19 protein-coding genes are annotated in these 17,531 nt (G+C 64.2%); 12 read left to right on the top strand and 7 right to left on the bottom strand.

The window, feature by feature from the left end; genetic code table 11:
* Positions 1-95: 95 nt before the first annotated feature.
* From IVA74_RS14475 to IVA74_RS14445, 7 genes are all read right to left on the bottom strand, one after another.
* Positions 96-1,607, bottom strand: coding sequence for an ATP-binding protein (locus IVA74_RS14475; RefSeq protein WP_247344720.1), 1,512 nt, complete (start codon positions 1,605-1,607; stop codon positions 96-98).
* A gap of 103 nt (positions 1,608-1,710) precedes the next feature.
* Positions 1,711-2,529 carry a YkgJ family cysteine cluster protein gene (locus IVA74_RS14470; protein WP_247344717.1) on the bottom strand — a complete coding sequence of 273 codons (819 nt, stop codon included), beginning with the start codon at positions 2,527-2,529 and terminating at the stop codon, positions 1,711-1,713.
* Positions 2,530-2,738: 209 nt separating this feature from the next.
* Positions 2,739-3,803: a 2-dehydropantoate 2-reductase gene (locus IVA74_RS14465; RefSeq protein WP_247344714.1), complete on the bottom strand. Its 1,065-nt coding sequence runs from the start codon at positions 3,801-3,803 to the stop codon at positions 2,739-2,741.
* A 930-nt stretch (positions 3,804-4,733) separates the two neighbouring features.
* A complete protein-coding gene (locus IVA74_RS14460; RefSeq protein WP_247344711.1) occupies positions 4,734-5,369 on the bottom strand; it encodes a MarR family transcriptional regulator in 636 nt (211 codons plus the stop codon).
* A 759-nt stretch (positions 5,370-6,128) separates the two neighbouring features.
* Positions 6,129-7,454: a flagellar protein export ATPase FliI gene (fliI, locus tag IVA74_RS14455; protein ID WP_247344708.1), complete on the bottom strand. Its 1,326-nt coding sequence runs from the start codon at positions 7,452-7,454 to the stop codon at positions 6,129-6,131.
* Positions 7,455-7,490: 36 nt separating this feature from the next.
* On the bottom strand, positions 7,491-8,219 hold the full coding sequence (flgF, locus tag IVA74_RS14450; RefSeq protein WP_247344705.1) for a flagellar basal-body rod protein FlgF: 729 nt from the start codon (positions 8,217-8,219) through the stop codon (positions 7,491-7,493).
* Positions 8,220-8,222: 3 nt separating this feature from the next.
* Positions 8,223-9,011 (bottom strand): DUF1217 domain-containing protein, encoded by a 789-nt coding sequence (locus IVA74_RS14445; protein ID WP_247344701.1) that lies wholly within the window; start codon positions 9,009-9,011, stop codon positions 8,223-8,225.
* A 142-nt stretch (positions 9,012-9,153) separates the two neighbouring features.
* Here IVA74_RS14445 and motA point away from each other — a divergent pair, with 142 nt between their 5' ends.
* The 12 genes from motA to flgI all read left to right on the top strand — a co-directional run bounded on the left by motA (position 9,154) and on the right by flgI (position 17,529).
* On the top strand, positions 9,154-10,053 hold the full coding sequence (gene motA / locus IVA74_RS14440) for a flagellar motor stator protein MotA (RefSeq protein WP_247344698.1): 900 nt from the start codon (positions 9,154-9,156) through the stop codon (positions 10,051-10,053).
* Positions 10,047-10,988: a FliM/FliN family flagellar motor switch protein gene (locus IVA74_RS14435; RefSeq protein ID WP_247344726.1), complete on the top strand. Its 942-nt coding sequence runs from the start codon at positions 10,047-10,049 to the stop codon at positions 10,986-10,988. Before motA ends, IVA74_RS14435 begins: the two co-directional genes overlap by 7 nt.
* Complete coding sequence (locus tag IVA74_RS14430; RefSeq protein ID WP_247344696.1) at positions 10,969-11,283, top strand: hypothetical protein; 315 nt, start codon at positions 10,969-10,971, stop codon at positions 11,281-11,283. Before IVA74_RS14435 ends, IVA74_RS14430 begins: the two co-directional genes overlap by 20 nt.
* A 76-nt stretch (positions 11,284-11,359) precedes the next feature.
* Complete coding sequence (gene fliN / locus IVA74_RS14425) at positions 11,360-11,740, top strand: flagellar motor switch protein FliN (protein WP_247344694.1); 381 nt, start codon at positions 11,360-11,362, stop codon at positions 11,738-11,740.
* 2 nt (positions 11,741-11,742) lie between these two features.
* Entirely contained in the window at positions 11,743-12,783 is a 1,041-nt protein-coding gene (locus IVA74_RS14420) for a flagellar motor switch protein FliG (RefSeq protein ID WP_247344689.1), read from the top strand.
* Between the two features lie 13 nt (positions 12,784-12,796).
* Positions 12,797-13,882, top strand: a complete 1,086-nt coding sequence (gene flhB, locus IVA74_RS14415) for a flagellar biosynthesis protein FlhB (RefSeq protein WP_247344686.1) — start codon at positions 12,797-12,799, stop codon at positions 13,880-13,882.
* A 64-nt stretch (positions 13,883-13,946) separates the two neighbouring features.
* Entirely contained in the window at positions 13,947-14,348 is a 402-nt protein-coding gene (gene flgB, locus IVA74_RS14410; RefSeq protein ID WP_247344684.1) for a flagellar basal body rod protein FlgB, read from the top strand.
* Between the two features lie 11 nt (positions 14,349-14,359).
* Complete coding sequence (gene flgC / locus IVA74_RS14405) at positions 14,360-14,776, top strand: flagellar basal body rod protein FlgC (RefSeq protein WP_211399645.1); 417 nt, start codon at positions 14,360-14,362, stop codon at positions 14,774-14,776.
* 2 nt (positions 14,777-14,778) lie between these two features.
* A complete protein-coding gene (locus IVA74_RS14400) occupies positions 14,779-15,108 on the top strand; it encodes a flagellar hook-basal body complex protein FliE (RefSeq protein ID WP_247344681.1) in 330 nt (109 codons plus the stop codon).
* Positions 15,109-15,123: 15 nt separating this feature from the next.
* On the top strand, positions 15,124-15,912 hold the full coding sequence (gene flgG, locus IVA74_RS14395; RefSeq protein WP_247344678.1) for a flagellar basal-body rod protein FlgG: 789 nt from the start codon (positions 15,124-15,126) through the stop codon (positions 15,910-15,912).
* 13 nt (positions 15,913-15,925) lie between these two features.
* Positions 15,926-16,402 carry a flagellar basal body P-ring formation chaperone FlgA gene (flgA, locus tag IVA74_RS14390; protein WP_247344674.1) on the top strand — a complete coding sequence of 159 codons (477 nt, stop codon included), beginning with the start codon at positions 15,926-15,928 and terminating at the stop codon, positions 16,400-16,402.
* Positions 16,399-17,529, top strand: a complete 1,131-nt coding sequence (gene flgI, locus IVA74_RS14385; RefSeq protein WP_247344672.1) for a flagellar basal body P-ring protein FlgI — start codon at positions 16,399-16,401, stop codon at positions 17,527-17,529. The genes flgA and flgI overlap by 4 nt, the downstream gene beginning before the upstream one ends.
* The last annotated feature ends 2 nt before the right edge of the window (positions 17,530-17,531 follow it).

Here is a 17,531-nt window from a genome sequence, read left to right as displayed (position 1 = left end):
CATCGCAATGCGCGCCGACAAGACCGACCAGAGCTTCACTTCAATGATCTATCTGGCCGCGGCCGCGATAAACTCCAGATGAATCCCAACAGACCCTAGGCCGAAGCCGCGCTCGCGACCTGCTCCACGGGCAGATCGTCGGCATTGGGATCGCCAGGCGCGGTGGCCCAGGCCAGTTCCACCAGCGTCACGAACCTGCGGCCGGCCCCATCGAGCTGGCAGACGATCAGGCCCTGCTCCTCCATGTAGCCGAGCAGGCGCTGCGCCCGGCGCAGTGAATGCGAGCCATAGGCGCGGGCAATGGCGGCGTCGCCCGGGCACGGCCAGCCTTCTTTCGCTGCGCGCGCGATCATCATGAACACGCCCTGCATGTCGTCGGGCAGGATCGAAGCGCGCAGCGTGACATCCTGCCAGGCATCGTCGCCAGCGAGATCGGCGCCGAGCCCGGCGCGCGCATGCGTCAGCATGCGGCGGAATTCGTGGAGGTCAGGCACGGCCGCGCCGAGCCCCTCGATGCGGCAGCGGACGACGAACTCCTGATAGAGCACGCCGACCGCGCGGAAACCGGCATCAGGCGCGGCGAGCACGGCGCGCAAGGTGCGGTCGACGCGCTGGCGCCGCTCGGCGAGCTCCTCGGCACTGACCGGCACCTCGATCATTTCGGGGCGAATCTCCGGTGCCGCAGCCTTCGCGGCGCGGAGCTGTTCGAGCAGATCAGGCGCGGGCCGGCGCTGCGGCCGGCTGGCATCGGGCGGCGGCGCGGCCAGGATCACGGCGCGCATATTTTCGAGTGTGGTTTCAGGCATCGGCATCAGCCGCGGGGTGGAATTGCGCGGCTGGGTTTCGGTCGCGCCGATATTCAAACGCAGTGGCCGGCGCGACAAGGCCGGGCCGAGTGCCATGAACTGTCCGCGCTCGAGATCGCGGAAGGATTCGGCCTGCCGCCGCTCCATGCCGAGCAGATCGGCGGCGCGCGCCATGTCGATGTCGAGGAAGGTGCGGCCCATCAGGAAGTTGGACGCTTCCGCCGCGACGTTCTTGGCGAGCTTTGCCAGCCGCTGGGTTGCGATGATGCCGGCCAGCCCACGCTTGCGGCCGCGGCACATCAGATTGGTCATCGCACCGAGCGACAATTTTCGCGCTTCGTCCGAGACTTCGCCCGCCACCGCAGGCGCAAACAGCTGCGCCTCGTCGACGACCACCAGCATCGGATACCAATGGTCCCGGTCCACGTCGAACAGCCCGCCGAGGAAGGCGGCGGCGCGCCGCATCTGGTTCTCGGCATCCAGCCCTTCGAGATTGAGCACGGTGGAGACGCGATGCAGCCGCGCGCGCTCGCCGGCAACCTGAAGGCCGCGCTCGGTGTGATCCTCGGCCTCGATCACGAGATGGCCGAAATGCTCGGCCAGCGAGACGAAATCGCCTTCGGGATCGATGATGGCTTGCTGCACCCAGGGCGCGCTTTGCTCCAGCAGCCGCCGCAGCAGATGTGATTTGCCGGAACCCGAATTGCCCTGCACCAGGAGACGGGTCGCCAGCAGTTCCTCGAGGTCCATGGCCGCCGCGGCGCCTGCCGTGGTCTGCCCCATCTCGATCGCAACCGTCATGCCCGACTCAAGTCCCCATCATTCGCGGACAGGGGCTTATCAACCCGCTCGCGGCGCGTCGAGCGCCACGGCGAGAATCATGCGTTGTTGCCCACGGCGGAGTTCAGACGTGATTCGATTGGCGTAGAAGTGCGGGCCGATACGGGGCTTGCGGATCGTCGTCTTCATTCTCGGGGATGGCGCATGAGCCGAATTCCTGCCTGATCCGCTCAATCTCGGCCATGCGCTCGTGTAGCCGCTGCAAGTGCTCCGGCGATGTCGCCCGCCAGAATCGGAACGTGTCCGGCGTCAGCGGCAGGAACGCAGTGCCAAACAGGGTCGGTTCGGGAACGATGGTGCGTCCGAGCAGCATGAACCGGTTCTCGCCAGAGACGACGAGGGTCGCATAGCCGCGGTTTCCGATCCGCTTGATCCCGTTCAGCGACCATTCGCTGAGCTTGCTGAAATAAGGCTCCTCCCGCCAGCGATCGGGGCAATGATCGTCGACCGTGACATTGACCGCATCCTGGCTGAAATGGACGATGAGCCCGGCCTTCTCGGGAATCCAGTCGTCGTCGAGATGGCCTTGCAGCCAGGCGCAGACGAATGAGCGGCACATCTGCGGACGGCGGTCGTAGATGGTGCATCCCGTGCCGTTCTGCCAATGCTTGCACAATTGGTTTACCGGCTTGTCGACAGCGGCCACTTCGAGGATGTCGCAGCAGGCGTTGCACGTTCCGCATTGTCGAGACGGCGACGGTGGTGCTCGCCGGTTGGCCGGCCGAAAACCCTGGCCGTCGCGGATGAGGAACTTTTGCTTCTCCAGCGTGCTCAGCGCGCGCTCGACCTTGAGGCGAGACAATCCAGTCGCGTCAACGATACCCTTCATCGTCGTCGCGCCGGCCTCCACCGCGCGAACGACTTGCAACTCCGTCTGATCCATCGTGTTCTGCTTGTTGGTCGGCTTCTATCCGGCTATCGCGTGGGCCCAGAACCTGCTGGGAATTGGCCCCAGCGTGACGGCTAGCAGTCGCATGGATGCGGGATTTGCGCAAACGGAGGTCGCGCAGGAAGGTTCGTTTTAAGCCAACCCGCCCGGGAAGGCTGGTTCCGGGCACTTGCGGCGCTGGCCCACCTGGCCGCCGAATGTCGTCACTGTGCGCCCGATCCGCCCTGCACGATCTTCTCGTTCAGCTTGAGGTCCACGGTCTCGACGGTGCGGTCGATCTCTGCATTGGGCACGCCGAGCTGATGCGATATCAGCTTCACCAGGAGGTCGACGCGCTCGATGAACGGCGCGCCGCTTGCCACCGCGCGCGCAGCCGATGACGGCTTGAGCAGGCTTTCGGCGGCTTTGGCGTATTTTGCGAACGGCACCTGGTCCTGCGGATCGGCGCCGAGACGGCGGGCGATTCCGTCGACGTGATCGTAGATCGTCTGCGAGCGCGCGAGATCGCCGTGTACGGCGTCGCGGATCGACTGCGGCTCGTGCGGCGTGATGCAGCGGTAGTTGCCGGTCAGCAGCATCGACCATTTCGCCAGCGGCACGAACAGCGAGTCGAACACCTTCAGCTTCACCGGCACGTCGTGGCCGTCGAGGGTCACCGCGTCGATGTCGGCTTCGAGCTCGCGCAGCACCTTGTTGTGCTTGTCGTCGGCGAAGGCCGATGCCTTGAAGTTCGTGGGCAGGCCGACGTGAAGCACGTTCGCAGCCTCTTCCGGCGGACGGAAGGCCTGCGGGTCGGGCGAGCACAGCGTCACCAGCCCCGGCTCGAAGCGCTCCCACACCTGCGCATTGGTGTAGGCCTCCTCGAGATCCATGTCTGCGAGCGAGGGGATCCGCTTCAGATAGGGCAGCGGCGGCATGTTCATGATCGACAGGCACGGCAGCTTCGCCGCGGCGATCCTGACCATGAGAACGCGCACCGTGTGGTTGGTGTATTGCGGCTCCTGCATCGCAAGGCCGACCATGTCGTAACGGGACAAGTCCACATTGGCCGGCGTCACGGCGTCGAGCTTGCCGGGCAGGTCGCGCGAGAAGATGGCGCGGTGAACCGCCTCGTCACGCAACTTGATGCGGACCTCGGTGCCCTCGCGGTTGATCAGCTCCGCGGTCTTGGCGCGACAGACCAGGGTCACGTTGTGCCCCGCCATCAGCAGCTTCGTGCCCAGCAAGGAGCCGTAGGAAGCCCCGAGAATCAGGATGTTACGCGCCATGCCTCGTCCCTTTGACAATGTGTGTGATTTTTGAGCCCCGGCCGTCATCCGCGGGCGAATTGCCGGCATGTAAGGCAAAGTGCCCGGGGATGGCAACTGGTATAATGCATACAAGGGTGGGTACAGGGGTCTTGTTGTGTCGCGCCTTTGTCAATTCGCCCGAATGAAAATATTTCGCTTTACCGAAATTCGGAAATGCCGTATGTGTCGTCTATCCCGGCTCACCCTTGAGGGGCGACCATGTGTCGTGATGGTCGTAGAGCCGGGCTTGCGGTGGACGCGACAGCGTCGGGCGCGAGAGGCGTGGGCGGGGCGGATTGCTCTCCGTGAGCCCAGAACTTCGTGCCGACGAGCGGCGCTGTCAGGTTCGTCTCGTCATCAGGTCGGCGGCAACGTGCACAACGTCGTCGAAACCGGTGGCGACAAGCGAGCCGTGCGTACGGCAAAACCGTGTGGTCCTGGCCGTCGTTGCTACGGTCAAGCCTTTGCGGATGCGGCACTTGCGTCAACCGGCGCGGCGTCGCGACTTTCGCTGGGGTGAGGGAGGCCAAAACGAACTCGGCTCCCGGGAGAGCACGGCATACGCCGTAAAGCCACTGCGCAGGGAAGGCCGAGTGATTTGGCTACACCTGTATGCTGCTGTGCGGTTTCCTTGCGCTACATCTTCGCGCAGTGGACCGCGGGTGCCAGCCGGCACCCGGCCTTCCCTGCACCCTCTTGGACAAGAGGGTGGACGAAGCAAAGCTCGGGCGAAACGCGCCGCGAGGTTGCGAAACTGTGTCTGCGAATCAAATGCGAGCTGGAAGAACGATGCTGCAGCCTCTTGCTCCGTCATTGCGAGCGGAGCGAAGCAATCCAGTCCGCCGCCGCCGAGGGATTCTGGATTGCTTCGCTCCGCTCGCAATGACGATGGGGAGGCGGGCGCGCGCCTCAGCCCTGGCTTGCGACGCGCGCGCGGTCGAGATGGGTCTCGATCTTCGGACGGTCGCGGGTGCGCTCGAAGCTGGTGCAGAGCAGTTCGGTCTCCTCGATCGAGACCGGGGCGCGATACAGCCGGCACATGAATTCGGCCGTTGCGCGTCCCTTGCCGGTGGCCGGGCCGCGTTCGGCGAGAAACATGCAGTCCCGGCAGACGCTGGCATCGAGCCGCTGATGTGCCGCGTCGAGGTGATTGAGGATCTCCCGCAGCGAGTCGCGCAGCCTGACGCACTCGTCGGTTCCGAGCGCAATGACCGCGTTCATCACGTGATTGATCGGATCGTGCTGGTTCAGGCACTTTTCGCCCTGCGCAGTGACGTGCAGCACGACAGAACGCTTGTCCTCGTGCGACGGCTTTCGCACCAGGAAGGACTTGCCCTCCAGCGTCTTCACGATCTGCGATGCAGTCGCCCTGGTAGCGCCGATGAAGCCTGCGAGCGCAGACGGCGTGCGCGAAAACTTGTTGGCGCGGCCGAGAAAGCGCAGCGCCATCCATTCCCGATCGCGCAATCCATGTTGATTGCCTTCGAAATACCAAGCCCTCGCCGCCTGAACCAGCAGCTCGACGGCTTCTCTTGCCAATGGCATGAATTCCTACCTTGCCCCGGGAAACACGTATGCGGCGCCCCGGAGCCGCCTTCCGTCGTCGCGCACGAGCCGTTTGCGAGAAGCCGTACCGCCCGCAATATCCGACATATGCACCGTGCTCTTCTCTCGCGCGAAGGCACGGACTGTCCGGCGCCCGACCTGGACTGACGGGCACTGCAAGCTATGGCGCGGGATGCGATGTTGCTGATCGTATGCCAATCGTGGCGTCGTCGCACGAGAGCCCGAGTAGCCGTCGCCAGCAGACGATGGATCGGAGTAGTTCAACCGAAGCCCCTAAAGTTCAAGTCACAAGCAGATGTTTCTTGTCTTCCAACGAAACGATGAATGAGCTTATCAACAAAATCAAGTAGAGACGCTCTCGGAGACCGGATGTCGTCGCAGGCGAATGTAACGTTCAAGACAATCTCGCTCTTCGGGACACATGATGGTGAACAGCAATACGCTGTCCTACGAGCAACATGCACTCAACCATGCGACGGTTTGATTGCACGGCACGTGGCTGTCGTTGGTGCAAGTTGATCGAAGCTTGTGCACGACGACGATGTGCACCGGAATGTCATCCACAACTTGTGCGTTCGGCTGGAGAATCGCCAAGGGAACTCACAGGAATTACACGTGGCGGTTGTCTATGCCGCGATCGCGGACTCGCTGGGTTCAGTCGCTTCCAGCGCGATCGCCTGTCGAAAACAACGAGCAGGACGCGACCGGCGGGTGCGCGTCGTCTCAGCCTGCGACCGGCTAGTCGCCCTTGAGCATGTCCCGGAGTTCGCGGAACGGATCGGCGCTTGGTGGAGCCGAGGCGTCCTGCCGCATCGCGCCGTAGATTCTCGGAACCATGTCGACCGCCTGGTCGAGCCCCGAATCACGTCCCGGCTGGTATCCGCCCATCAGGCGAAGGTCGCGCGTGTCCTCGTACTTGGCCATCATGGCGCGCAGCTTGCTCACCAATTCGCGCTCTTCGGGATCCCAGACGTTATGGGCGAGGCGGGAGACCGAACCCAGAACGTCCACGGCCGGATAGCGTGCCTGATCGGCAATGTGCCTGGAGAGCACGATGTGCCCATCGAGTGTGCTGCGGATGGTGTCGGCGATCGGCTCGTTGTGATCGTCGCCGTCGACAAGCACGGAGAAAATCCCGGTGATCGTCCCGGATCCCTCCTCGCCGGGTCCGGCGCGCTCCAGCAGACGCGGCAGATCGGTGAAGACGGTGGGTGCGTAGCCGCGCGCGACCGCGGGCTCACCGGCGGCGAGCGCGACCTCGCGGGCAGCGTGGGCGAAGCGGGTGATCGAATCGACCATGAGCAGGACCGCTTCGCCCCGGTCGCGGAAATATTCGGCGACGGCCATGGCCGTCTTCGGCGCCAGCCGCCGCATCATCGGGCTTTCGTCTCCCGTCGACACGATTGTGACAGCGCGGTGACGATCAGCACCCAGCACGTCCTCGATGAACTCGCGCACCTCGCGGCCGCGCTCGCCGACCAGGGCCAGCACGACGGTGTCAAACCCCTGACTGCGGGCGAGCATCGCAAGCAGCGTCGATTTGCCGACGCCTGAACCGGCAAAGATGCCGACGCGCTGGCCGGCGCAAATCGGGGCGAACAAGTCGATGACGCGTACGCCGGTGCGCAGCGGCTTGTGGACGCGCGCGCGCTTCATGGCCGAAGGCGCATCCGCCTCCGCCGAGACCGCACGCGATCCCGGAGTGAGAGGGCCCAGTCCGTCCAGCGGCGCCCCGAGCGCGTTGATGACGCGGCCCTTCCAGCTCGGATCGGGCGCGAACGACAGTGGCGGCATCCGGTAGGCGACCGAACCGAGGCCGCCGGCGAACTGCCGGTCGAACGGCTTGGCGATGATGCCCTCGCTGTCGATCCGTACCACCTCGCCGATCTGGGGCTTGCCGCCGGTGTTGACGCCGATCAGTTCGCCAAGCCTGACGAAGCGCGACAGGCCGGAGACGCGGAAATGCGTCGGCGCGATCTCGGAGATCGCGCCGCTGACGCTTGCCAGGGGAGTGCTCTGCTGAAGCTCCAGCAGCGCCCACTCAAGTTGCCGAAGAGCGTTCAAGGAAACCGTCCAACCTCATTGCGCGCGAGGCGCAGTCTATTTGCCGGGTTCGCCCAGCGTCCGGATTGCGTTCTGGAGCGAGCTCTCGGTGCCCTCGATCATCGAATTGGTGCCTTCGAAGGCGCGCGAGGCCGCGATCAGCTTGGTCAATTCCATCATCGGATTGGCGCCGGAGCCCTCGACATAGCCCTGCTTGAAGCCGTCGCGGGAGAAATCGACGATGGCGGTCGCAGGCCGGTCGGGCGTGACGCCCGAATTGCCGTAGCGGTCGAGATTGGCGTCAGCGGGAATGTTGAACAGGCCGATGGTGCCGATCTCGTTGTTGTCCTGGGTGATCGTACCGCTGCGCGCGATCGAGACCGGTCCGCCGTTCGGATCGAGCGTGATCTGCGCGCCGCCGGAATCGATGACGGGGAAGCCGGACACGGTCTGAAGGTCGCCGTTGGCGGCGATCTGGAGGCGGCCGTCGCGCGTGTAAACCGTGCCGTTCGGACCGGCGAACGCGATCCAGCCCTGTCCGACCACGGCGACGTCGAGCGGGTTGCCGCTCTCGGTGATGCTGCCCTGCTCGCGGGAGATGATGTTGTTGCCTGGCGAGGAGAAGGCGACCGGGTTCGCGCCCGCCTTGGACAGCACGGTCTCGAACTTCACCACGTCGGTGCGGAACGCCGCCGTGTTGACGTTGGCGACGTTGTTGGCGATCGTCTGGAGACGCTTTTCGAGGGCGACCTGCGCCGACAATCCCACATAGAGAGCCGATTGCATGATTTACCTGTTGAACTTGATGTTCTGAAGTGTGGTGAGCATGTTGGTATCCATGCTGATCGACGTTGCGGCGCCGGCGATCAGGACCAGCGCGGGGTTGGTCGAGGTGTCATTCTGGGCCTGGGTCGAATCCCACATTGCCGCGAAGCGCTGCACGAATTTGGTGACCTTGGCCGGGTCCTGGAAGTCGGCGAGGTTGACCTTGCTCGTGATCAGCTTGGCCTGGGCATCGATGTCTGCCGAGCTGATCGTCGCCGGCAGGCCGAGCGCCGTCTGGACCACCTGCGTCATCGCCTTGTCCGCGAGGATCTGGTAGGAATTGGTGATGGTGGAGGCCTTGCGCGTGAAATAGAGCGCCAGCCGCAGGCCCTCGTTCTGGTCGCCGGCCTTCTCCTCCATTGTCTGCGTGACGAATTGGGTCGCGACACCGGCCGTAGCCGCGGCGGTCTGGGTCGCCTTGTCGCCGAGAGCGGCGAAATTGAAGGCAGCGGCGAATTGCCGGTAGCGGGTGTCGGTCAGCTTGTTGGCGAAGGCTTTGTTGTCGGCGATACCCTCGGTCAGCACCTTGCGCATGAACGCCTTGGCGTAGGTCATGTCGCTGAGACCAAAGGCCTTCATCGCGTAGGAATAGAGGCGATAGTCCTTCAGGAAGTCGTCGATGGTCTTCACATTGCCGATGTGGCTGAGGAAATAGTCGGTGTCGCGGCTGACATCCGGCTGCGTCGCGACCTGCGTCAGCGACTTGCCCATGTCCTTGGTCAGTCTGGTGTAGTCCGCGATGGTGGATAGCATGACACGCGTCCCTCTGGCCGCTCTTGCGACGTCGTCCCAAGCTGCCGTGAATTGCTTGCGCGAGGCTGACGACGGGGAAGCCAGCTTCGCGCAAGGCTCGCCGACTAGATATTCCCGATAGGATCGGTGATGGAGCGGCGTGTTGGGCAGTTTCGTGGGGATCGTCATCACGGTAGCGGCACTGCTGGGTGGATTTGCCGCCATGGGCGGGCATCTGGGCGTGCTCATGCAGCCGTGGGAGTTCGTGATCATCATGGGCACCGCGGTCGGCACCTTCATCATGGCCAATCCCTGGAAGACGGTCGTGGATACCGGGCTTGCCTGCATGCAGGCAGTGACGGGGGCGGTGCCCGGTCAGCGCTACTATCTCGACCTGCTCGGCGCGCTCCACGCGCTGATGCGCGAGCTGCGGGGCAAGGGGCGCAACGAGGTCGAGGCACATATCGACGATCCCGCGTCCTCCGAGATATTCAAGGCGTTCCCGAGCGTGCTCGGGGATCCCTCGGTGCTCCAGTTCATCTGCGACTACGTCCGCCTCATCATCATGGGTAACGCGCGAACGCACGAGATCGAAGCGTTGATGGACGAGGAGATCCACACCATCGTCAAGAGCAAGCTGACGCCCTACCACGCGCTGGTGGTAGTCTCGGAGGCGTTGCCTGCACTCGGCATTGTCGCCGCGGTGCTCGGCGTCATCAAGGCCATGGGCGCGCTCGACCAGTCGCCGAAGCTGCTGGGCGGCTTCATTGGCGCCGCCCTCGTCGGCACCTTCGCCGGTATCTTCCTGTCCTACGGCATCATTTCGCCATTCGCGATGAAGGTGAAGATGACGCGCGAGAAGCGTTGCCGGCCCTACATCATCGTCAAGCAGACGCTGCTGGCGTTCATGAACGGGGCCATGCCGCAGATCGCCGTCGAGCACGGCCGCAAGATGATCGCGAGCCCCGAGCGGCCCTCGATCGACGTCGTCGAGAACGAGACGATCGCCGGCCCCAAGGCTGTCGTGACCGAGGTTGAACCGAAGGCTGCGCGCGCATCATGATGGAAGACCTCGACGTCGATCAGCGCAAGCAGCTGCCGAACTATCTGCTGGACGCCGCCGGCATATCGATCGAGCGTATGCCGATGCTCAATGTGATCTTCGATCGCATGGCGGCATCGTGCACGGACAGCCTGCAGCCGATGGCCGGCACGCCGTGCTATTTCTCGGTCAACGGCATTACCAACGACCGCGTCGGCGACATCGTCAAGGACTACGAGGCCAACGCGGTTGCGGCCGTGCTCTATGCCGAGCAATGGGACTCCCGCATCATCATCATGCTCGACCGCGACTTCGTGTTCACCATGGTCGAGGCGATGTTCGGCTCCGACGGCGCCGAACCGCCGCTCGACGTCGAGCGCAGCTTCTCGAACATCGAGATCCGCCTGGTCCAGGCGCTGTTCGAGCGGTTCGCCAAGGCGCTGCAATCCGCTTTCGCCGGCACCTCCAACGTCACCTTCCGCGTGGAGCGGGTCGAGACCGCCATGGCGTCGCTGGCGATCGGGCGGAGCGGCAACATGTCGATCTGCGCGAACATCATGCTGCAGGCACTCTATCGCGGCGGTCAGATGTTCCTCATCATTCCGCACTCCGCGCTCAACCCGCTCAGGCAGAAGCTCGCGACCGTCGTCGTCAGCGACGGCCGCGCGGCAGATCCGCGCTGGCGCGAGCAGATGGAGAGCGAGGTACACCGCACCGAGGTGACGCTGAGCGCGGTGCTCGACGAGAAGATGATATCCCTCGAGGACGTCGTGAAATTCAAGGTTGGACAGGTGCTCGAGCTCGAAGCCACGCCGCGCACGCTGGCCCGGCTCGAGAGCAACAACCAGGTGCTGTTCTGGTGCCAGATCGGCCAGCTTGATGGCTACTACGCCATGCAGGTGGCAGATCCCGTCGATCAGAAACGGGAGTTCGTCGATGATATCCTATCTCGTTGATGCCGTGCTGCTGATTGCGCTGGCCTTCACCAGCATGCGAGTGACCCGGATGCATAGCGAGCTGGCACGGTTGCGCAGCTACCAGGGCGAGTTCTCGACTATCGTCCACGAGACGGCGGGTGCGTTCGATACGGTCATCACCGCGGCGCATGATTCCACCGCGAATCTCGGTCGGCTCGCCAACGTGCTGAGCACGAAGATCGATCAGGCCCACGAGGCGATCGCGGCCCTCGATGCGAGAAGCGGGCTCGCACCCGCGGCGACCGCGGGCGGCACCGACGTGAACAAGCATTGAAGCCGAAGCCGGCAGAACAAATACGATCGGGACGTTGCGGCGCTCCGGGAGCGGAAATACCAAGAGGCGAAACCAAATGGCGCAATCCTTCGACTATGAGTCCGCAGCGGCGTCCGACGACGGGCATACCGAGACATCTCCGCTGGAGCGGCTGGCGGAGATCGCCGCGCGCACCGCGGAGGAGAGTGGCAAGTTCGCCAATGTCGATGCCATCCTGCGTATTCCCGTGACCATGCAGGTGGTGCTGGGATCGGCGACCATTCCGGTGGCAAACCTGATGAAGCTCGGCCGTGGCGCGGTGGTCCCGCTCGATCACCGGGTCGGCGAACCTGTCGACGTCGTCGTCAACGGCCGCATCGTCGCCCGTGGCGAGGTGGTCGTGGTTGAAGAGGACAATTCCCGCTTCGGCGTCTCGCTCACCGAGATTGTCGGGCCGTTGGGGCAGGGTGATACCTGACCATGGCGGCACAGGTCGGCATCGCTCCCATCAAACAGCGAGGCGTTGCCACGCTGGGCGGAACGGAGAAGGTCGCGGCACTTCTGCTCGCCATGGGCCGGCAGGCGGCCGCGAGCGTGCTCGCGCAGTTCGAGCCGCAGGATATCCGCACCGTGACCAAGGCCGCGGCCGAGCTGCGGCCGATCACCGCGCAGGAACTCGAAGCGATCGTCGAGGAGTTCGCCCAGCAATTCTCGATGGGCGCCAACATTCTCGGCACCCTTGGTGGCCTGGAAGCCGTGCTCGGCGACGTGCTTCCGGCCGACCAGGTCTCGGCCATCATGTCGGACCTGCTCGGCAATTCGAGCCGGTCGGTGTGGGACCGCGTCTCGTCGGTGTCGGAAAACTCGCTGGCGAGCTACCTCTCCAAGGAGCATCCGCAGACCGCGGCGCTCATCCTGTCCAAGGTGAAGCCGTCCTGCGCCGCCAAGGTCATGAGCCAGCTGCCGTCGAGCCTGCGCAACGAGCTGATGCGGCGCGTGCTCAGCCTCAAGCCGATCGTCGACGACGCCATGAGGGTGCTCGAAAAGACGCTGCATGAGGATTTGACGCTGAACTTCGCCCGCAACCTCGGCGCGGACACCTACGCCCGCGTCGCCGACATCATCAACAAGATGGAGCGCGGACACATCGAGGACATGCTGAAGAGCCTGTCGGAGAAGCGGCCGAAGTCCGCCGAAGTGCTGAAGGAGCTGCTGTTCACCTTCGACGACGTGACCAACCTGACGCCGAAGGCGCGCACCATGATCTTCGACCAGGTGCCGACCGATCGCATCGTCATCGCGCTGAAGGGCACCGACAAGCACTTCCGCGAGATGATCCTGTCCTCGGTCGCCTCGCGCGTCCGCCGCGTCGTCGAACACGAACTCGCCATCGGCGAGCCGTCGAACCAGCGCGACGTGCTGGAGGCGCGGCGTGTGATCACCGACCTCGCGCTCGACCTCGCGGAAAAGGGCGAAATCGAGCTCAACCCCGAGCAGGAGGATGAGCTGGTCTTTCGCTGACCGCTGAACGGGCATGGCAGAAACAACCGATCAGGAGGGCAAGACAGAAGAGCCGACCGAGAAAAAAGTCCGCGATGCGCTCGAACAGGGCAAAATCCCGGTCTCTCGGGAGGCTTCCATCTTCGCGTCGATGGCGGCGCTGATGGTGATTCAGATGTTTCTGATCGGCCAGGGCGTGCAGCAATTGACGCCGATGCTGACGAGCTTTCTCGACGATCCCGACGGCTTCCCTCTCAGCACCGGGGCCGACGCCCTCAATCTCCTCACCGTAGTGGGCCTTCAGGCATTGCGATTCCTGGTGCCGCTGGTCGTCATTCTGTCGGTGTTTGGGCTGGCAGCGTCGTTGCTGCAAAATGCGCCGAGCCTGGTGCTCCAGCGCATCACGCCGGATATGTCGCGAATCTCGCCGCTTAGCGGCTGGAGCCGGCTGTTCGGAGCGCAGGGCCTCGTCGAGTTCGCCAAGTCGCTGTTCAAGCTTGTCTCGGTGACAGTCGTCGTTGTCGTCGTGCTGCGCTCGTCGGAAGCGAAGGCGTTCGAGGCGATGTATACCGATCCGGTCGCGCTGCCGGAGATGATTCTCAACATCGCCATGCGGATCGTCTCGGCGATCTGCATCGCGACCATCGTCCTGGTCGCGATCGATCTCGCCTGGGCGCGCTTCCACTGGCGGCGTGAGCTGCGCATGACGCGGCAGGAGATCAAGGACGAGCACAAGCAGGCCGAAGGCGATCCGCTGATCAAGGCGCGCCTGCGCTCGCTGGCACGCGACCGCTCGCGCCAGCGCATGATCGCCTCCGCATCGCGCGCGACGCTGGTGATCGCGAACCCGACGCACTTCGCGATCGCATTGCGCTACAAGCGCGAGGAAAACCCGGCGCCGATCGTCGTGGCCAAGGGCATGGACGTGATCGCGCTGAAGATCCGCGAAATCGCCGAGCAGAATCGTATTCCTGTGATCGAGAACAAGGCGCTGGCGCGGGCGCTCTACGAGGCGGTCCAGGTCGACCAGGTGATTCCGGCGGAGTTCTTCCGACCGGTCGCCGAGATCATCTACTTCCTGCAGTCCAAGCAGGCGCCGCAGACCGAGAAGGTCCAGTAGAATTCCGAGGACGACGTCTCGCGCATCAGCCTGACGAAAGCTTGCGACCCTAAGCTCAACCCGAATGAACCAGAATGGTGATGTCGTGGGACCGCTTTATCTCTTCGAACTCGCATCGTCGCAGGCGCGTTACCTCGAACTCCGCCAGTCGACGATCGCCACCAATGTCGCCAACGCCAACACGCCGGGCTTCAAGGCACGCGACGTCGAGCCCTTCAACAAGGTGCTCGACAGCACGCCGGTGAGGCTCGCGACGACGTCGCCGTCGCACCTGCAGCTCTCCGCGGCCGAGAGCGACACGCGGGCGACCGCGAAGAAGGACAGCTGGGACGTGGTTCACTCCGGCAATTCCGTCAGTCTCGAGCAGGAAATGATCAAGGGAAGCGACGTCAGTCGCGACTACTCGATGAACTCGGCGGTGGTGCGGTCGTTTCACCGCATGCTGCTGTCGAGCGCGAAGACCTGAGGTGAACTGACATGCTGGACTCACTGCAATCTTCGTTGACGGTCGCGAGCTCCGGGCTCGAAGCGCAGTCGACGCGCATGCGCATCGTGTCGGAGAACCTCGCCAACGCGACGTCGACGGGGCGCGCCGCCGGCGCCGATCCCTATCAGCGCAAGACCATCACCTTCGATGCGGCGATGGACCGCGCTTCCGGCGCGCAGCTGGCGAAAGTCAAGGAAATCGGGGTCGACACCACGCCGTACCGCGTGGAGTACGACCCGGGGCATCCCGCTGCCGACAAGGCCGGCTACGTCAAGCTGCCGAACGTCAACATGATGATCGAGATGGCGGACATGAGGGAAGTCAATCGATCCTATGAAGCCAATCTCCAGGTCGTGAAACAGGTGAGATCGATGCTGGGCATGACCATCGACCTGCTGAGGAGCTGACAATGCTTGAGGCAATTTCATCCACCGCGATTTCAACCGCGCAAGCGGCGAGCCGTGCGACCGAAGCGCAGGCCATCTCGCCGGCGGCGACGCCCGCGATGCAGTCCGGCGGCGATGTCGGATTCGAATCGGTGATGAAGCAGGTCACGACGGACGCGATCGGGACGCTGAAGGCGGGCGAAGCGGCCTCGATCTCGGCGATGCAGGGCAAGGAATCGACGCGGCGCGTCGTGGAAGCGCTGATGTCGGCTGAGCAGGCCTTGCAGACGGCGGTCGCGGTTCGCGACAAGGTCGTGCAGGCCTACCAAGAAGTCGTTCGGATGTCGATCTGATCAAGGAGTGACGCTGTGAAATCGCTTGCCATCGCGGCTACGGGCATGAACGCCCAGCAGACCAACATCGAAGTCATCGCCAACAACATCGCCAACATCAACTCGACGTCGTACAAGCGGGCGCGCGCGGAATTCACCGATCTGTTCTACCAGATGGACCGCATGCAGGGCGTTGCCAACACCAACGGCTCGTCGCCGATCCCGGAGGGCGCCAATCTCGGCCTCGGTGTCAAGTCGGCGGCGATCCGCAAGCTGCACATCCAGGGAGCGCTCACGCAGACCGGCAATCCCTACGACATGGCGATCAACGGGCGCGGCTGGTTTCAGGTGCTCGGCCCGAACAACGAGGTGCAATATACCCGCGCGGGCTCGTTCAACACCAATGCCAACAGTCAGCTCGTCACGACCGACGGCTATCTGCTGGATCCCGCAATCACGGTGCCGCAGGGAACGGTCCAGGTCACGGTCAACCAGACCGGGCAGGTGTTCGCCAAGCTGGATACGGAAGTGAACCCGCGGCAGATCGGCCAGCTCAACCTCGCCAATTTCGCCAATGAAGCCGGCCTCGAACCGCTGGGCAGCAATCTCTATCGCGAGACCACGGCGTCGGGCACGCCGGTCGTCGGGCTGCCGGGCGATTCCGGCTACGGCAAGATCAACCAGCAATATCTCGAAGCCTCGAACGTCGACCCGGTCAAGGAAATCACCGAGTTGATCTCCGCCCAGCGCGCCTACGAAATGAATGCCAAGGTCATCCAGGCCTCGGATGAAATGGCCCAGACAGTCTCGAAGGGCATGCGCTAGTTCCGGTGTATCCATGTTGAACAGGATGGGCTTGATGGTGCGCGGGTTGGCCGCCATGCTTCTGGTTCTCGCCTCCGCGCGGGTCGCGGCGGCCGAGGAGAAGCGGCTGCCGGTGCCGGCCGTCTCGATCCGCGCCGGCGAGCTGATCCGGGACGACATGATCACCGAGCGCGCCTTTGCGCCGAACGTGCTCGGCGTCGCCATGTTCATCGAAGGCCGCCAGATCCTGGTCGGCCGGATGGCGCGGCGCACGTTGCTGCCGGGCCAACCGATCCCGACCAATTCGGTGGAGGATCCCTGGACGGTCGCCCGCGGCGCCATGGTCAAGGTCGTGGTCGAAGACAGCGGCCTGTCGATCGTGACCTACGGCGCAGCGATGCAGTCGGGTGCGCCCGGCGCGCTCATCCCGATACGAAACACCGATACCGGTGTGATCATCAGGGGCGTGGTCCAGCCCGACGGCACCGTCAAGGTCGTGGACGGGTCATGACCAGATTCCTGCTTGCGCTCGTGCTACTGGTTTCCGCCGCCAGCGCCCAGGCCGCCGTTCGCATCAAGGACATCGCGGACATCAAGGGATTGCGCGAAAACCAGATCGTCGGCTACGGCCTCGTCATCGGCCTGAACGGCACCGGCGACACGCTCCGCAATGCCCCGTTCACCGAGCAGTCCTTGCAATCGATGCTCGAGAACATGGGCATCAATGTCAAGAACGAGACCACGAGCACCAACAATCCCCCGCGTCCGACGACGCTGCGCACGCGCAACGTCGCGGCCGTGATGGTGACCGCGGACCTGCAGCCTTCGATCAGTGCGGGCGAGCGCATGGACGTGAGCGTGTCGTCGCTCGGCGATGCGACCTCGCTGCTCGGCGGCACGCTGGTGATGACGTCGCTGCGCGCGGCGGACGGTGCGGTCTATGCAGTGGCGCAAGGCGCGGTCACGGTCGCGGGTTACAGCGTTGGAGGCCAGGCCCAGAACGTCAGTCAGGGCACGCCGACCGCGGGCCGCATCCCGAACGGCGCGCTGGTCGAGCGCGAGGTGCAGGGTAGTCTCCATGAAATGGAGTACCTGGTGCTGGAGCTGAAGAACCCCGACTTCGTCACCGCAACACGCATCCTCGACGCCATCAACCGTTACGCGGGCGGACGCTACCGCGCGCAGATCGCCTTCGAGCGCGACTTCCGCACGATCGTGCTGTCGAAGCCGCGCCACATCGGCCCGGTCCGCTTCCTCGCCGAAATCGGCGAGCTGACCGTCGAACCGGACACGCCGGCGCGGGTGGTGATCAACGAGCGCACCGGTACGGTGGTGATCGGACGCGACGTACGGATATCGACCGTTGCCGTGACGCACGGCAATCTGACGGTCCGCGTCACCGAGCTTCCCGTGGTGTCGCAGCCGGCGCCGTTCTCGAAAGGGCAGACGGTGGTCGTGCCCCAGACCGTGGTCGAGGCCAACGAGGCCGGATCGCAGGTGGCGATCCTGAGCGGCGTCGATCTCCAGCGCCTGGTGCGCGGGCTGAACCAGATCGGCCTGAAGCCATCAGGCATCATCGCGATCCTCCAGGCGATCAAGACGGCCGGCGCCCTTCAGGCCGACGTCATCGTGCAATGATG

It is taken from the genome of Bradyrhizobium sp. 132 (assembly GCF_023074185.1).
Lineage (GTDB): Bacteria > Pseudomonadota > Alphaproteobacteria > Rhizobiales > Xanthobacteraceae > Bradyrhizobium.
This window is presented reverse-complemented; position numbering and strand designations above follow the sequence as displayed.

Bases quoted from the DNA above. Each gene is read 5' to 3' on its own strand.
- IVA74_RS14475 (WP_247344720.1), bottom strand. From the start codon at position 1,607: ATGACGGTTGCGATCGAGATGGGGCAGACCACGGCAGGCGCCGCGGCG.
- IVA74_RS14470 (WP_247344717.1), bottom strand. From the start codon at position 2,529: ATGGATCAGACGGAGTTGCAAGTCGTTCGCGCGGTGGAGGCCGGCGCG.
- IVA74_RS14465 (WP_247344714.1), bottom strand. From the start codon at position 3,803: ATGGCGCGTAACATCCTGATTCTCGGGGCTTCCTACGGCTCCTTGCTG.
- IVA74_RS14460 (WP_247344711.1), bottom strand. From the start codon at position 5,369: ATGCCATTGGCAAGAGAAGCCGTCGAGCTGCTGGTTCAGGCGGCGAGG.
- flgF (WP_247344705.1), bottom strand. From the start codon at position 8,219: ATGCAATCGGCTCTCTATGTGGGATTGTCGGCGCAGGTCGCCCTCGAA.
- IVA74_RS14445 (WP_247344701.1), bottom strand. From the start codon at position 9,011: ATGCTATCCACCATCGCGGACTACACCAGACTGACCAAGGACATGGGC.
- IVA74_RS14430 (WP_247344696.1), top strand. From the start codon at position 10,969: ATGATATCCTATCTCGTTGATGCCGTGCTGCTGATTGCGCTGGCCTTC.
- fliN (WP_247344694.1), top strand. From the start codon at position 11,360: ATGGCGCAATCCTTCGACTATGAGTCCGCAGCGGCGTCCGACGACGGG.
- IVA74_RS14420 (WP_247344689.1), top strand. From the start codon at position 11,743: ATGGCGGCACAGGTCGGCATCGCTCCCATCAAACAGCGAGGCGTTGCC.
- flhB (WP_247344686.1), top strand. From the start codon at position 12,797: ATGGCAGAAACAACCGATCAGGAGGGCAAGACAGAAGAGCCGACCGAG.
- flgB (WP_247344684.1), top strand. From the start codon at position 13,947: ATGAACCAGAATGGTGATGTCGTGGGACCGCTTTATCTCTTCGAACTC.
- flgC (WP_211399645.1), top strand. From the start codon at position 14,360: ATGCTGGACTCACTGCAATCTTCGTTGACGGTCGCGAGCTCCGGGCTC.
- IVA74_RS14400 (WP_247344681.1), top strand. From the start codon at position 14,779: ATGCTTGAGGCAATTTCATCCACCGCGATTTCAACCGCGCAAGCGGCG.
- flgA (WP_247344674.1), top strand. From the start codon at position 15,926: ATGTTGAACAGGATGGGCTTGATGGTGCGCGGGTTGGCCGCCATGCTT.
- flgI (WP_247344672.1), top strand. From the start codon at position 16,399: ATGACCAGATTCCTGCTTGCGCTCGTGCTACTGGTTTCCGCCGCCAGC.